General features: G+C 45.1%; 14 protein-coding genes. 6 read left to right on the plus strand and 8 right to left on the minus strand.

Features of this window, described 5'->3' with window-relative positions:
- Nucleotides 1-40: 40 nt before the first annotated feature.
- From JUB15_RS00125 to JUB15_RS00140, 4 genes are all read right to left on the minus strand, one after another.
- Nucleotides 41-385, minus strand: a complete 345-nt coding sequence (locus JUB15_RS00125; RefSeq protein ID WP_207510209.1) for a YciI family protein — start codon at nt 383-385, stop codon at nt 41-43.
- A 165-nt stretch (nt 386-550) separates the two neighbouring features.
- The gene (locus tag JUB15_RS00130) at nt 551-1,339 is read right to left on the minus strand and encodes a discoidin domain-containing protein (protein ID WP_207510210.1); all 789 of its coding nucleotides are present in this window, start codon (nt 1,337-1,339) and stop codon (nt 551-553) included.
- Between the two features lie 257 nt (nt 1,340-1,596).
- Nucleotides 1,597-2,526 carry a malate dehydrogenase gene (gene mdh, locus JUB15_RS00135; RefSeq protein WP_207510211.1) on the minus strand — a complete coding sequence of 310 codons (930 nt, stop codon included), beginning with the start codon at nt 2,524-2,526 and terminating at the stop codon, nt 1,597-1,599.
- A gap of 111 nt (nt 2,527-2,637) precedes the next feature.
- Nucleotides 2,638-3,144 carry a TlpA family protein disulfide reductase gene (locus tag JUB15_RS00140; protein WP_207510212.1) on the minus strand — a complete coding sequence of 169 codons (507 nt, stop codon included), beginning with the start codon at nt 3,142-3,144 and terminating at the stop codon, nt 2,638-2,640.
- Nucleotides 3,145-3,307: 163 nt separating this feature from the next.
- Here JUB15_RS00140 and JUB15_RS00145 point away from each other — a divergent pair, with 163 nt between their 5' ends.
- From JUB15_RS00145 to accC, 5 genes are all read left to right on the plus strand, one after another.
- Nucleotides 3,308-3,673, plus strand: a complete 366-nt coding sequence (locus tag JUB15_RS00145; protein ID WP_207510213.1) for a BlaI/MecI/CopY family transcriptional regulator — start codon at nt 3,308-3,310, stop codon at nt 3,671-3,673.
- Between the two features lie 52 nt (nt 3,674-3,725).
- Entirely contained in the window at nt 3,726-5,573 is a 1,848-nt protein-coding gene (locus JUB15_RS00150; RefSeq protein ID WP_207510214.1) for a M56 family metallopeptidase, read from the plus strand.
- Nucleotides 5,574-5,720: 147 nt separating this feature from the next.
- Nucleotides 5,721-6,287: an elongation factor P gene (efp, locus tag JUB15_RS00155; protein ID WP_207510215.1), complete on the plus strand. Its 567-nt coding sequence runs from the start codon at nt 5,721-5,723 to the stop codon at nt 6,285-6,287.
- A 171-nt stretch (nt 6,288-6,458) separates the two neighbouring features.
- Nucleotides 6,459-6,956 carry an acetyl-CoA carboxylase biotin carboxyl carrier protein gene (gene accB, locus JUB15_RS00160; protein WP_207510216.1) on the plus strand — a complete coding sequence of 166 codons (498 nt, stop codon included), beginning with the start codon at nt 6,459-6,461 and terminating at the stop codon, nt 6,954-6,956.
- A 93-nt stretch (nt 6,957-7,049) separates the two neighbouring features.
- On the plus strand, nt 7,050-8,387 hold the full coding sequence (gene accC / locus JUB15_RS00165; protein WP_207510217.1) for an acetyl-CoA carboxylase biotin carboxylase subunit: 1,338 nt from the start codon (nt 7,050-7,052) through the stop codon (nt 8,385-8,387).
- A gap of 46 nt (nt 8,388-8,433) precedes the next feature.
- On the opposite strand, the gene JUB15_RS00170 is transcribed toward accC, so the two are convergent.
- Complete coding sequence (locus JUB15_RS00170; protein ID WP_207510218.1) at nt 8,434-8,724, minus strand: hypothetical protein; 291 nt, start codon at nt 8,722-8,724, stop codon at nt 8,434-8,436.
- Between the two features lie 159 nt (nt 8,725-8,883).
- Complete coding sequence (locus JUB15_RS00175) at nt 8,884-10,113, minus strand: 4-hydroxy-3-methylbut-2-enyl diphosphate reductase (protein ID WP_207510219.1); 1,230 nt, start codon at nt 10,111-10,113, stop codon at nt 8,884-8,886.
- Nucleotides 10,114-10,314: 201 nt separating this feature from the next.
- Here JUB15_RS00175 and JUB15_RS00180 point away from each other — a divergent pair, with 201 nt between their 5' ends.
- On the plus strand, nt 10,315-11,586 hold the full coding sequence (locus tag JUB15_RS00180; RefSeq protein WP_207510220.1) for an alpha-amylase family glycosyl hydrolase: 1,272 nt from the start codon (nt 10,315-10,317) through the stop codon (nt 11,584-11,586).
- Nucleotides 11,587-11,670: 84 nt separating this feature from the next.
- On the opposite strand, the gene JUB15_RS00185 is transcribed toward JUB15_RS00180, so the two are convergent.
- Both JUB15_RS00185 and JUB15_RS00190 read right to left on the minus strand, forming a co-directional pair.
- Nucleotides 11,671-13,170 carry a trypsin-like peptidase domain-containing protein gene (locus tag JUB15_RS00185; RefSeq protein WP_207510221.1) on the minus strand — a complete coding sequence of 500 codons (1,500 nt, stop codon included), beginning with the start codon at nt 13,168-13,170 and terminating at the stop codon, nt 11,671-11,673.
- A 258-nt stretch (nt 13,171-13,428) separates the two neighbouring features.
- Nucleotides 13,429-14,436 (minus strand): acyl-CoA reductase, encoded by a 1,008-nt coding sequence (locus JUB15_RS00190; RefSeq protein ID WP_207510222.1) that lies wholly within the window; start codon nt 14,434-14,436, stop codon nt 13,429-13,431.
- Nucleotides 14,437-14,574 lie beyond the last annotated feature (138 nt).

The following is a 14,574-nucleotide window of genomic DNA, read 5'->3' on the forward strand; positions in this document are numbered from 1 at the left end:
GTTTTGTTCCTGCTCTTTCAGGGGACGAGTTTTTGTTTTATTACATATCCATTTTCATCACTTCACGAACCTCTACACTGCCATCCAGCGGCAGGTCAGGACAACCTTTGGCAATCTCTGTCGCTTCTTCCAGCGATGCGGCCTTGATGATAAAAAATCCGCCTACCAATTCCTTGCTTTCGGCAAAAGGGCCGTCGGTAACCAGCGCTTTGGCGCCTTTAACCATTTTACCTTCCGGTAATAAAGGTTCGCCGGCTTTATAAATATTCTTCGCTTTCAGATCATCGACCCAGGCAAACCATTTTTGCATGTGTTGCTGCATCTCTTCTGCAGAGAAATCATATTGCTCGGTGGCTCCCCGGAAAATGAACATAAAATCTTTCATAATCGTAAATTTTGATGGTTACATATTTAAGTTACCGGGAAAATGACGAATAGCGAATGACGCACAGGACAAAACCGGAAAAATATTTATTGAAGCACACAAAAAAGCGGTCCGGCCAAAACTGGCCAGACCGCTTTTTTGTGAAAATTGGTAAAAACTAACAAACTATCTTATAAATATCTTCTGCACAATATCCCGTTGCCGGTCCTGGCCAAGTACCCGTACAAAGCAAATACCCTGGGCAGTACTATTTAATGGGATGTCTATACGGCCTGTTTTTCCATTCAGCTGTTGTATCTGCAAGATCTTTCCCTGAGAATTTACGATCTGTAATTGTCTGAAGGAATCGTTCAGATACAGGCTCACCATGCCGGCATTGACAATCGTGGGAAAAACATAATTCTGGCTAGCCCTTGTTGCCGCTTGTGATAAAATGGGCGAATAATCGTATTTACCGCTTTCATCTTTCATCATGATGCGATAAAAAATTCGGTCGCGGGCATTTACCGGGAAATGGGTGAATTCATAAATTCTTCCATTCAGGTAATTGCCGGCAGGTAAAACACCGGCCCGCAGAAAGTGAATACCATCAGTGCTGTATTCTATTTCATATAGTTTCAAATTGTCCGGTTCCCACGAAGCGCGCCAGCGGATGACGATACCATCGTTAGCGGTAGGTGTTAGGTATAGTTCGCGCATGGCTACCGGCTCAGGCAGCCTGTTGCTGTTATTGATCGTTTCATATACAAACCTTGTTCTCTGCCGGGGATTTATGGTGCTTTCCTGGCTGTTTTCATTGGGGACGATCTTCCCCACATTCGTTGGAATATATTCGGCTTTGGAATAATCGGGCACTGTTTGCGCGCTCACAATATTCATCCCTGTTAAATGACTTACCAACAAAACAGCTGTTAAACAGGCTGTTCTACAACACCAATGGTATACCTGTTTCATACTACGCAAATTTTTTTAATGAGGTAAAAGGATTCATTTTCTTGCTTGTGTTGTTGTGGCTTATGTAGAATTCTTCAAAATCGGTGCCGGGGAAGGCCAGAAGGCGCAAGGCTGAAGGCTGAAGGCACAAGGCTGAAGGCTCAAGGCGCAAGGCGCAACGCTGAAGGCAAACAAGAGAGGGGGAAAATAAAAAAAGCAGGAAGTCAGAAAATGTGTGATCTTCTTACTTCCTACTTCTTAGTACTTACTTCGTATACTTACAGTGTCTTCAAAACGTCGTTCATGCTTCTAACGGCATCGGCGCTTTTGTTGAAGAGCGCTTGTTCATCAGCATTCAAACCGAAATCGATGATCTTTTCCCAACCGCTCTTACCGATAATAACGGGCACACCCAGGCAAATATCTTTTTGGCCATATTCGCCTTCCAGTGAAACGCAGCAGGTAAATAATTTTTTCTGATCACGTACAATGCTTTCAACCAGGGCTGCTCCGGCTGCTCCGGGCGCATACCAGGCACTGGTACCAATCAGTTTGGTAAGGGTGGCGCCACCTACCATTGTATCAGCAACGATTTGTTTTTGTTTTTCTTCGCTCAGGAATTTTGTAACTGGTACGCTGTTCCAGGTTGCCAGGCGAATGAGCGGGATCATGGTTGTATCACCGTGACCACCTACTACAACAGCATTCAGGTCGGCAGGGCTGCAACCCAGGTGCTGGCTCAGTTGATATTTAAAGCGGGCACTATCGAGCGTTCCACCCATACCAATGATCCTGTTCTTTGGCAAACCGGTAGCGGTTAAAGCCAGGTAGGTCATGGTATCCATCGGGTTACTGATAACAATAATGATGGCATTGGGTGAGTGTTTCAGAATATTTTCCGCAACGCCTCTTACGATACCGGCATTGGTTCCGATCAGTTCCTCACGTGTCATACCCGGTTTGCGGGGTAAGCCTGATGTAATTACAACTACATCGCTGCCGGCAGTTTTGCTGTAATCATTGGTACTGCCAGTGATGCGGGTATCAAAGCCGAGTAAAGCGGCTGTTTGCATCATGTCCTGGGCCTTACCTTCAGCCAGGCCTTCTTTAATATCCAACAATACCAGTTCTTCAGCCAGTTCGGCCCGGGCGATATTATCAGCGCAGGTAGCACCTACTGCACCGGCGCCTACAACAGTTACTTTCATCAGAAAAAAATTTAAGGTGTTGAGCTAATTTTTGCGCAAAAATAGGGCGCGAAGAAAGAATATTGATTTTTATTTATCGCTGCTGCTGCATTTGTTCCCAAATTCGAAAAATCATTTCTTTTCGTTAAAGGCAGCCAGCAATTTATCGATCTTCACATTGCCCTGGAAAGTGGTCACCAGCGTGCCATTTTTATCATATAATGCCTGAAAGGGCAGGTTTTGGATCTTATAAAAAGTAGGCAGGAAGAATTTGGTGTCCCGGCCCATTTTAATATTGGGGTAACTTGCAATGTTCTGCTCTTTATAAAAAGCCACCATTTCCTCGAAAGGCTGGTAAGTAACCATTATGATCTGGAATTTCGAAAGGTCTTTCATCCGTTTCTGCATATCAGCCCATTGGTGTTTGCAATGGTCGCAATCAGGACTGAAATACATAATGATCGTTGGCTGGTGCCTGGCCAGCTTGTCCTTCGATAAAGTGGTGCTGTCTGCCTGTAAAATGGTGAAAGGCGGTACGGTAGGAAAACGTTTATAGGCCGGACTGTCGGGAGCCACTGTTTGTGCCGATGCCAGTTTTACCGTAAAAGCCAGAATGAATAGGAATAGCCGGTTTCTCATCTGTAAATGTTTGTTGGTTTACGACCCGTCAAATTTCGAGCCTCACATTTATTTTCTTTCAAAATTAGCAGTAAATGAACAGGATAGAGAGCCTCACGGTTCATTTAACAAAAAAAGATTTGGTAGTTTACGATTATTTCGTAGGTTTACGAAAAGTTCGTAGATGGAAAAGTTAACCATACAGGAAGAGCAGGCCATGCAGGTGATCTGGAAAACAGGGGAGGGAAACATTAAATTGTTCCTGGAGAATATGGAATCGCCACAGCCTCCGTATACCACCCTGGCCTCTACTGTAAAGAACCTGGAAAAAAAGGGACTGCTGCAAAGCAGGCTGGTAGGCAATACATATATGTACAAACCGGCGATCACCGAAGAAGAATACAAAAAGCATTTTATGAGCGGGGTGGTGAAGGATTATTTTGATAATTCGTATAAACAGCTGGTGAATTTTTTCGTGGAACAGAAAAAGTTAAGCCCGAAGGAATTGAAAGACATTATTGATATGATCGAGGGCGGGGGCAATACCTAGTACTTCGCTAATACATCGCAGAATTGATTGCCGTTACTTCAAAACCAACAAGATGCTACAATATATAATCAAGCTATCGATAAGCCTGTCAGTAGTATACCTTTTTTACCAATTGTTCCTGCGAAGGCTGACCTTTTATAACTGGAACCGCTGGTACCTGTTGATCTACTCCATGGTATGTTTTGTCATTCCTTTCATAAATGTATTTACCATAATAGTGAAGCAACCGACCCTGCGGGAATCAGCCCTTATCAATTACATTCCTGCTATCACACAAATGGCCAACGGCACAGACGTAACTGTTGAATCGGGTGCCGGAACGATTAATTGGATGCAGGTAACTACCCTGGTAATAGCTGCGGGCATGTTATTGATGATGGTCCGGCTGGTGGTGCAGTATTATTCATTATTTAAAATGCGCTCGAAGGCCGTGCTGTTGTATGAAGACAAAGTGAAACTATACCATATCGACGCACCGGTAATGCCATTTTCATTCGGGCGGGGCATTTATGTGAACCAGTACCAGCATAGCGAGGACGAACTGAAAGAGATCATTCGCCATGAATTCATTCATGTAAAGCAACGGCACTCACTCGATATCATCTGGAGCGAAGTGTTGTGTATCTTGAACTGGTATAACCCGTTTGCGTGGTTGCTGCGCCATGATATCAGGCAGAACCTGGAATTTATTGCCGATCAGCAGGTCTTGCAAACCGGTTTAGACCGCAAACAGTACCAGTACCTGCTGCTGAAAGTCATTGGAGTCAATTCATTTAGTATAGCCACCAATTTCAATTTTTCATCCTTAAAAAAAAGAATAGCCATGATGAACAAAGCCAGGAGTGCCCGCGTGCACCTCATCCGATTCCTGTTCCTGTTACCTTTATTGTTAGTCGTTCTGTTAGCATTTCGCAATGCCACGCAACACAAAGACCGGCAGGAACCTTTGAAACAGTTCTTAACCGATACCATACCGGCAGCTGTAAAAACGCCGGCGGGCTGGAAAAACATTGTTACCATTGATATTACCGATGAGAAACTGGTAACGCTGCGGTTAAAGAACGGCAGGATCGAAAAATACGATCTTAACAATCCGAAACAAAAAGAGGCATTTGAACGGCAATATGGTGCTTTGCCAGAACCGCCTACGCCACCAGCAGCTCCGGAGCTTACTTTGCGTGATGATAAAGAACTGCCGGATGCGCCAGCAGCGCCGGATGCCCCTGAAAAAACGGAAGCCGCCGGATTACCTGACAAACCAGAAACGCCAAATACGCCGGATGCTGCCGGCGTTCCTGTGCCGCCAACAGCACCGGACGCCCCTGAAGCTCCGGAAAAACCTGTCATTACTTTACAGGATTGTCTGAATAAAAAGGGATACTGTATCACCGTTGTTGACAATTACGGCGAATGTGTTGTGATCATAAAGGACAAGGACAATAAAATTTTGAAAGCAATAACGCTGGAAGACTGGAATAATGACAAAACATATGAGGAAAAGTATGGCAATATTCCCAGGATCCCCGCACCTGTAAAAAAAGTCGTCGGTCGCCCGAAAACGGTAACTTCCCTGAAATTAACACCGGTTGAGGCCAACCCGGTGAGCAATGTTGAGGTAAAAAATATAAAAATTGATGCAAAGACCGCCGTTACTGCGAAAACTGCGGTGAAGGCAAAACCGGTAACCGAAGTTGTTATTATTGGAAAGAAGGTGCAGGCAGAAAGCGTCATGGATATGAAATCTGAGGTGCAGTTACAAAACTTAACTCCGGTTAAGCCCGACGTTATCATTCTAAGCGAAAAAACCAACAAAGCTGCTGCAGCAAAGACCGCCGAGAAGGCGAAACCGGCAGCCGAACCAAAAAAGCAAGCCGCCGGCCAACCTGAAGAGGAACAATAAACAGGACGCCTGACTTTATGACCAAAACCAGTATTTATCCACTTTTTATAGCAACTGACCATTTTGCAACCTGCCAATTTTGCCATAATTTTGCTCCCACTTTTTAGAACTGTACTTGTTTTTTGACTTTTGAAATTTTTATCATTTATGGCAAATACCTCAGATATCAGCCGCGGCATGATTCTTAAATTGGATGGAAGCTTATATACAGTGGTTGAATTTGGCGAAAATAAAACTGCCCGGGCTGCTGCCAAGGTATGGGCAAAATTGAAAGGCGTTGACAATAGCCGCAGTATTGAAAAGACCTGGAACAGCGGTGATACCATTTACCCGGTACGCGTTGAACGCAAAACTTTCCAGTTCCTGTACAAGGACGATACCGGTTACAATTTCATGGATAATGAAACTTTTGAGCAGATAGCCTTAGCCGAAAACCTGGTAGATGCGCCCCAGTTCCTGAAAGATGGACAAGAAGTTTCTGTACTCATCAATACCGAAACCGAACAACCGATGAGCGTGGAACTGCCTGATAAAATTGTAGTGAAGGTAACCTACAGCGAGCCTGGGGTAAAAGGTGACACCGCTACCCGCACGCTGAAGCCTGCAACTGTTGAAACAGGCGCCACTGTTAACGTGCCCCTGTTTGTTAATGAAGGTGAGCTGATTCGTATAAATACGAAGACCGGCGAATATGTAGAACGGGTAAAAGAATAATACCGGTATTTACGTTATAACGGGACAATGGAACTTAAATCCATTGTCCTCTTTTTTTATAAGGACTTCAACACTATTTAAAAAAAACGGTTTTGGATAAATTTAGTGTGTAATCCTTATCTTAGCCGCCTGTTCTACAGGACTTAAACGACAAACTAAAATTTTTAACAGATGGATTTTAAACAAATTCAGGAGTTGATCAAAATGATCAACAAATCAAATATTGGGGAAGTGACGATAGAAGAAAAGGGATTTAAATTAACCATCAAGCAAAAAGAAGAACCGGCTCAGAATGTCATTGCAGCTCCTGTACATACTGCTCCTATGATGACTGCCATGCCACAGCAAACTGCGGCTACCCAACCTGCTGCTCATGTTACTGCTCCCGCTGCAGAAAAACCGAAAGCTGCAGAAGCCGTTGCCGACAATCTGATCACCATCAAGAGCCCCATGATAGGTACCTTCTATCGCAGCTCTGCACCTGGTAAACCTGCATTTATAGAAGTAGGCGATGATGTTACACCCGGCAAAGTGGTTTGCATTATCGAAGCCATGAAACTCTTTAATGAAATTGAAAGCGAAGTGAAAGGCCGTATTGTTAAAGTACTGGTAGAAGATGCTTCGCCGGTAGAATACGACCAGCCATTGTTCCTGGTAGAACCAGCTTAACTTAATTAGCTGATTTGCTAATTAGCTAGTGTGCTAATGAACCTTATTAGCATATCAGCAGATTAGCGCATTAGCACATTATCAATTAAATCCATGTTCAAAAAAATATTAATTGCCAATCGTGGAGAAATTGCCCTTCGGGTCATCCGCACCTGTAAGGAAATGGGCATCAAAACGGTTGCTGTTTATTCCACCGCCGATAAAGACAGCCTTCACGTGCGGTTTGCAGATGAAGCTGTTTGTATAGGAAAGGCGGCCAGCTCCGATTCCTATCTCAATATCCCGCATATTATGGCCGCGGCAGAGATCACCAATGCCGACGGTATTCATCCCGGCTACGGATTTTTGGCCGAAAACGCTCGTTTCTCGGAGATCTGCGGGGAGCATAACATTAAATTTATCGGACCCACGCCCGATCAGATCCGTTCAATGGGCGATAAAATGACTGCCAAAGAAACCATGATCAAAGCCGGTGTACCTGTGGTGCCCGGTGGCGAAGGGTTACTGGAAAGCCTGGAAGAAGCCAAAAGCCTGGCGAAAGATGTAGGCTATCCCGTTATTCTGAAAGCTACTGCCGGTGGTGGTGGTAAAGGGATGCGCGTGGTATGGAATGAAGAGGAAATGGAAAGAGCCTACAATACGGCTAAAGCCGAAGCAGGCGCCGCGTTCAAGAACGACGGCATTTACATGGAAAAGTTTGTGGAAGAACCACGCCACATAGAAATACAGGTTGCCGGCGACCGCTATGGAAAGGTTTGTCACCTCAGCGAAAGAGATTGCTCCATTCAGCGCCGCCACCAGAAACTGGTAGAAGAGTCTCCTTCTCCATTCATGACGCCCGAACTGCGTAAACGCATGGGTGAAGCCGCTATCAAAGCCGCTTCTGCCATTGGATATGAAAGTGTTGGTACTATCGAGTTCCTGGTCGACAAACACCGCAATTTCTACTTCATGGAAATGAATACACGTATCCAGGTAGAACATTGCGTAACAGAAGAAGTGACCAACTTCGATCTTATTAAAGAACAGATCAAAATTGCGGCCGGTGAAGCCATCAGCGGCTTGAACTACGAACCGCAATTGCATGCTATCGAATGCCGTATCAATGCCGAAGATCCGTATAACGATTTCCGTCCGAGCCCGGGCAAGATCACTACCTTGCATCAACCCGGCGGGCATGGCATCCGTATCGATTCGCATGTTTATGCGGGCTATGTAATTCCGCCGTACTACGATTCCATGATCGCCAAGATCATTGCTGTTGCACGTACCCGCGAAGAAGCCATCAATACCATGAGTCGTGCATTAAGTGAATATGTGATCGAAGGAGTGAAAACAACCATTCCTTTCCATCAGCAACTGATGCGCAACGAAGACTTTATAAAAGGTAACTTCAACACCAAATTCCTCGAAACATTTAAAATGGTGTAATATACCTGTTAACGGGTTGACTGGCTAACCGGTCAACCCGTTCTTTTTAATCCTTTACTTTCGTACTATCGCTCTTATTCCGGCGCTCCCTCCACATCATCAACTGCTCCTTCTGTTTAGGCGTAAGAATATCGTTCAATTCTTTCTGATTTAAATAATACTGCATACGCTCGCGTTGAATAAGCAGCGCCAGTCTTCTTTTTTGCTCTGCTGATAAGTTCAGGTCACGCAGCCGCAAGCGGTCTTGTCCGTTGATGTTCGGCAGCCGTTGCTGTGACCGGACAGTTGTTATCCATGCGATCAGCATTCCCGTCAATAAGTAGGTCACCCATTTCATGACTGTATAATTTAAACGCTCAACGCGAATACCCGATTTGTAGCGTATGCGTTTGATTTGACCCTGCTACATGGCAGTAGGTTTAACCATGCGAATAACTCATAGCCAGTGATCAGGTGAATAACCCGTTTTTACAGATAAATGAGCAGGTGGGAACGATCAGCCAGCCAATTGACTGGTTACTGCATCCAGTTTGTCTTCCACGCCGTAAAACGACGCGAGCTTGCGGATAACATTTTCCACCACAGCGTCGGGACAGGAGGCGCCGCTGGTTATTAAAATGCGGGCGGGGCTGGTGGTTGGCAAATAATCTGCTGCAATATGTTCCTCTTTTGTATGAAAATTATAATGGAGGATGTCTTTGGCAGAAAGCATTTTTTCAGGTGAGTTGATAAAGTAAGTAGGCAGCTGCTGTTCGCACAGTTCCGCCAGGTGAGTGGTATTGCTGCTGTTATAACCGCCTACCACAATGGCAATGTCGGCCGGTGTTTGCAACATACCGGTAACCGCTGTTTGGTTATCATTCGTCGCGTAACACAGCGTGTCGCGGGTATCGGCAAAGCGGGTCTCTATATTTTCCGGCGATAAGCCATAATGTTGTTGAATGGTCTGCTTCAGGAACTCTGCAATGGCCTGCGTGTCGGTGGCCAGCTGGGTGGTCTGGTTCACCACGCCAATACGTTGCAGGTGTACAGTAGCATCGAAACCAACAGAGAACCTGCCGGCAAATTCTGTATAAAATTGTTCGGCCGGTTTTTCCCCCGTCATATATTTCGCCAGGTTTTCGGCTTCCTGCATATCGTTTACGATCACCGATGGCGCATTGCTGGCTGCATGCGAAAAAGTGGCCCTGGTCTCTTCGTGTTTAGGTTTGCCGTGTATTACAATGGTGTAACCTTTTTTAGCGATCTGCTCGCTGCGGTTCCAGACTTTCTCAACAAAGGGGCAGGTGGTGTTGTATTTTTCTACCGGTATACCCAGTGCATTCAATTTTGTTTCGATCTCGAGCGTTGTACCAAATGCAGGAATGATCACGACATCATCGGCGGTGAGATCCTCAAAAGGGATAAGCTGATGACCATAGTTGTCCTGCAGGAATTGTACGCCCCGGCTTTGCAGATCGGCATTCACCTGTGGGTTGTGGATCATTTCGCTTAACAGAAAGATCCGTTTGCCGGGATTCGATTCTATGGTGCGGAAAGAGATCTCAATGGCATTTTCTACCCCATAGCAGAACCCGAAATGGCGGGCGAGATAAATATGCAAACTGTCCAGCGCCAACAGGGTAGGGGTAAAATCTTTTTTCATCTTGTCCTGCTGCCTGCGGCTGTTCTTAATGGCCGTGATCAGTGGACTGCGGTAGGTAATAGGTACATTAAATGTTTTCATGCCACAGCGAAGGTACGAAGAAATGGTTACAGGGTACAGGTTACAAGTTGCAGGTATGAAGGCACAGGATTTAAAGGTAAAAGCTGGATCTTAAGTATTCAGAGAAATAGGAGAGTCCCTGTAACCTGAAACATGGAACCTGTAACGTATTTATTGAATACTTGCCCGTAATTTTGATTAAACCAACCAGGAATGAGATTTATGCAGAGAAGATTTTCACCGGTAGCTTGGAGCTTGAACAGCAATATTTATGAGGTAAATGTTCGCCAGTATACACCAGAAGGTACTTTTAACGCTTTTGCCACACACCTGCCCCGGTTAAAGGAGATGGGCGTTGAAATATTGTGGTTCATGCCCATTACGCCTATCAGCAAGGAAAAACGCCAGGGAACGTTGGGCAGCTATTATGCCTGCTCAGATTATAAGGCAATCAATCCCGAGTTTGGCACCCTGGCCGACTTCAGATCCCTGGTGAAAAAAGCCCACGATCTGGGGTTGAAGGTGATCATTGACTGGGTAGCCAACCATACGGGTTGGGATCATATCTGGACAAAATCGAACCCCGAGTACTATAAAAAAGACCATGAGGGTAAGTTTTACGACACCAATAACTGGCACGACGTCATTGACCTGAACTACTACGATCATGGCATGCGCAAGGCCATGATAGACGCTATGGGTTTTTGGGTAAAAGAGTGTGATATTGACGGTTTTAGGTGCGATATGTGCCACCTGGTGCCGCTCGATTTCTGGTTCAGGGCCCGGGTGGAACTGGATGCAATCAAACCTCTGTTCTGGCTGGGTGAAACCCAGGATGTTCCTTATTTGCAGGTGTTTGATTGCTTATATGGCTGGCGGTGGATGTCGGCCACGCAAAAATATTTCAGGCAGGAAATAACACTTGGCCAGCTGAAAGATGTGCTGAATCACTATACCTTCGATCTGCCCGCCGATACCTTTCCCATGCTGTTTACCAGCAACCACGACGAAAATACCTGGAACGGTACCGAGTATGAGAAATACGGCGAAATGGCGACGCCGCTGGCGGTGTTCAATTTTACCTGGAATGCGATCCCGCTGCTTTATACGGCGCAGGAGCTGCCCCTGCATAAACGCTTGCCTTTTTTTGATAAAGACGAGATCAACTGGAACGGAACGCCCCAACTGCACGCGTTCTACAAAACATTATTGCAGTTGCGGAAACAACATCCGGCTCTGAAAGCCGGCGATGCGGCCACACCCCAAATGCTGAATACAAGCGATAATGAGCGGATACTTGCCTTTGTGCGCAGGCATGATGGCAAAGAGCTGCTGGTCGTTTTGAACTTTTCAAATCAGGAGATGACAGTACAACTGCCAGGTTCACACGTGCAGGGAAAATTCACCAATGCATTCACCGGGGAGCCGGTAACCGTCAATCCATCCTTTTCACTCGATATGAAGGCGTGGGACTATCTGGTACTGGTTAAGTAGCTAACCCGGCCTTTCACGAATAATTATAAAAAAAGCAGGCTGGGTAACCCAGCCTGCTTTTTTCAGGAAATATATAGTAACCCTTTATTTGCTATCGAGATTGATAACGATCGGGTATACACCTTCGTAACCGGGATAGATACCTTCCAGTTTAACACTGCCGGTTGTAGTTTCCAGCACTTTGCGCAGATCATCAACACTGGTTATGTCTTTGTTATTCGCCTTAATGATCGTATAACCTTCCTGAATTCTTACTTTGCTTAATAAACCACGGCTGCCGATCGATTTAACCATTACACCGCCTTTAATGCCGAGTTCTTTTGCATCGTTTTTATTCACAGTTTCCAGTTCGGCACCCAGTTTATCGAGAACAGATGTTTTTACCAGTTCAGTATTGCCACCCCTGTTCTTCAGAATGATAGGAACTGTATACTCCTTGCCATTGCGTTGGTAAGTGAGCGTTATTTTATCGCCGGGGCGGTGAGTGGCGATCTGGCCAATAAGGTCGGCGCCGCTTACTACAGGTACATTGTCGATCTTGGTGATCACATCACCCTTTTGGATACCTGCCGTCAGGGCAGCACCCCCTTCGGTTGCTCTCATTACATATACACCACCGTCATCTTTGATGCCGTTTTGTTTCTTTTCATCTTCTGTTATATTATCTCTCGGGTATTCGATACCGAGGTAAGCCCTTTGAACGGTTCCAAACTTGATGAGGTCTGAAACGATCTTCTTTACGATATTAACTGGAATGGTGAATGAATAACCCGCATAGGCGCCGGTAGGAGAGGCGATGGCTGAATTGATACCGATCAGTTTTCCATCGGTGCTGATCAGCGGACCACCACTATTACCGGGGTTTACAGCCGCATCGGTTTGAATAAATGATTCAACCGGTGCATCGCTCTGGCGTTTGTTTATTTCAAGGGTTCTGCCCTTGGCGCTTACGATACCTGCGGTTACCGTTGTTTCCAATGTCAAAGGATAACCTACAGCCAGTACCCACTGACCAACTTTTACATCATCAGAATTACCGTATAACAGGAATGGTAAACTTTTCGCCTCGATCTTAATTACAGCCAGGTCACTGCTTGGGTCAGAAGCGATGAGTTTAGCTTTAAATGACTTTTTATTGGTGAGGGTAACAGTGATATCATCTGCACCGTCCACTACGTGATTGTTGGTAACAATATATCCGTCCTCGCTGATAATAGCGCCGGAGCCTGAAGCCATTTGCGGAATGGAGCGGTATTTATCGCCACCGAAGAAATCATCCAGGTCGGGGAAGAGGTCGCCGAATGGATTATTACGGGGCAGGTTATTGCTAACCATCCTGGTAGCCTTTGTTTTAATATGTACGGTTGCAGGAATGGCTGCCTCAGCCGCAGCTGAAAAGTCAACCGGGCCGTTTTGGCCTACCACGCCGTTAAAACCGGCATAATTTGCTGGAACCTTTCCTGAATCATTTCCATCCTTTTGGTAAACATATGGATCGTTCCTAAATTGGTTATAGCCCCACAGTGTGACCCCGGTAGTCGAGGCACTGATGAGAACGATAGCCAGAATTTGTTTCCACTTCATAATCGTTATAGATTTAATGAGATTATACTTGTTTCAAAATATATGCCTGACAGCACAACAAATTAACGTCAGGAAATATAGTAAACCAGCGGAATTGTTTTTGTTTAACAATTAATTTACTAAAGTCTTCGTACTTCGCTTACCAAATTTACTAAAAGTAAGGATGAAACGCTAAAAATGCATGCGTTAGGGTGAAAAGTTAAAAATTATTATAAGTAAACCATTGTGTATCCTGATGCATATACTCCAGCGCTTTTGTCAGTTTTTTGGTAATTCCAGCAAAAATTTCATGACATCTACTCCGTCTGCATAATCAGTGAGGGAAGGATGTTGTGCCTGGCCAAAAGGAGTGTGGTTTTTACCAACAATACACTGTACGTCAGAATTGCCTGAAAGCGCCTTTTCCGGTTCGTTGTCTCTTTTATAATATTCAAAATTCAGCTGGCTGATAGGGGAGAACAGCTCTTTGTTCTCATTCAGCAATATCGACTGATTAGTCATGTAATACTGTTTATTCAGGATCAGTACAGCCAGTATATAGTCATAATTGTGTTTGTATTTATGGTGATCTATCAGGTGGTCATACTTTTTGAACGCATCGAGCAGCGGAAGGAAATCATACTGCTCGGGCACATACAATTTGGTAACGTTGCGGCAGCCCAAACCAAAATATTGATACACATCGTCGGCCAGTTTATCCAGTTCTTCCGGTGTTTCGTTACCGGTAAGGATGGCTACGGAAGTACGGTTGCGGCGGATAATGTGGGGGTATTTACTGAAATAATATTCAAAATAGCGGGCAGAATTATTGCTGCCAGTAGCTATATAGGCATCACAATTTTTCAACATCTCAGCAAAGGCGATCTGCTGGCGGGTGGCTTCATCCCAATTATGCAGTTGCTGTACCAGGTGTTTGATGAGCACGTCGTCCTTGGAGGAAGGTTTAATGGTTTGCCGGTGGCCTGTTATGAATACACATAAAAAATCATGGAAACCAACCAGGGGAATATTACCGGCCATGACTATACCCACATTTTTAGGGGTGGTATTTTCGGCCGGGATCTCGTATTGCCGGGCCCAGGCGGTTAATTTATCTTTTTGTAAAAATTCCAGCGCAATGGTACGGGTTGCCAGTTCAATGAATTCCGGGGTGAACCAGCTATTCTGCAAATTGGCTTTTTGTTTGGCAATCTGCCAGTTATCGTCGTCCTGTAAAATATATTCACCTAAGCGGCTTAATAAAAGGATTCGTTGTTGTAAATTCATTCCACCTTATATTTGTTGTGCAAAAATAGATGTATTCAATTCATTTGCCTGCTATTACCTTGTATTGCCGCCAATTTGTGGCACTACCCGGCTGTAAAGGACCGGGCACAGCAAGGCCAATGAGCAGGCTTTAAATTC

The organism is Longitalea luteola (assembly GCF_017356035.1).
Classification (GTDB): Bacteria; Bacteroidota; Bacteroidia; order Chitinophagales; family Chitinophagaceae; genus Niastella; species Niastella luteola.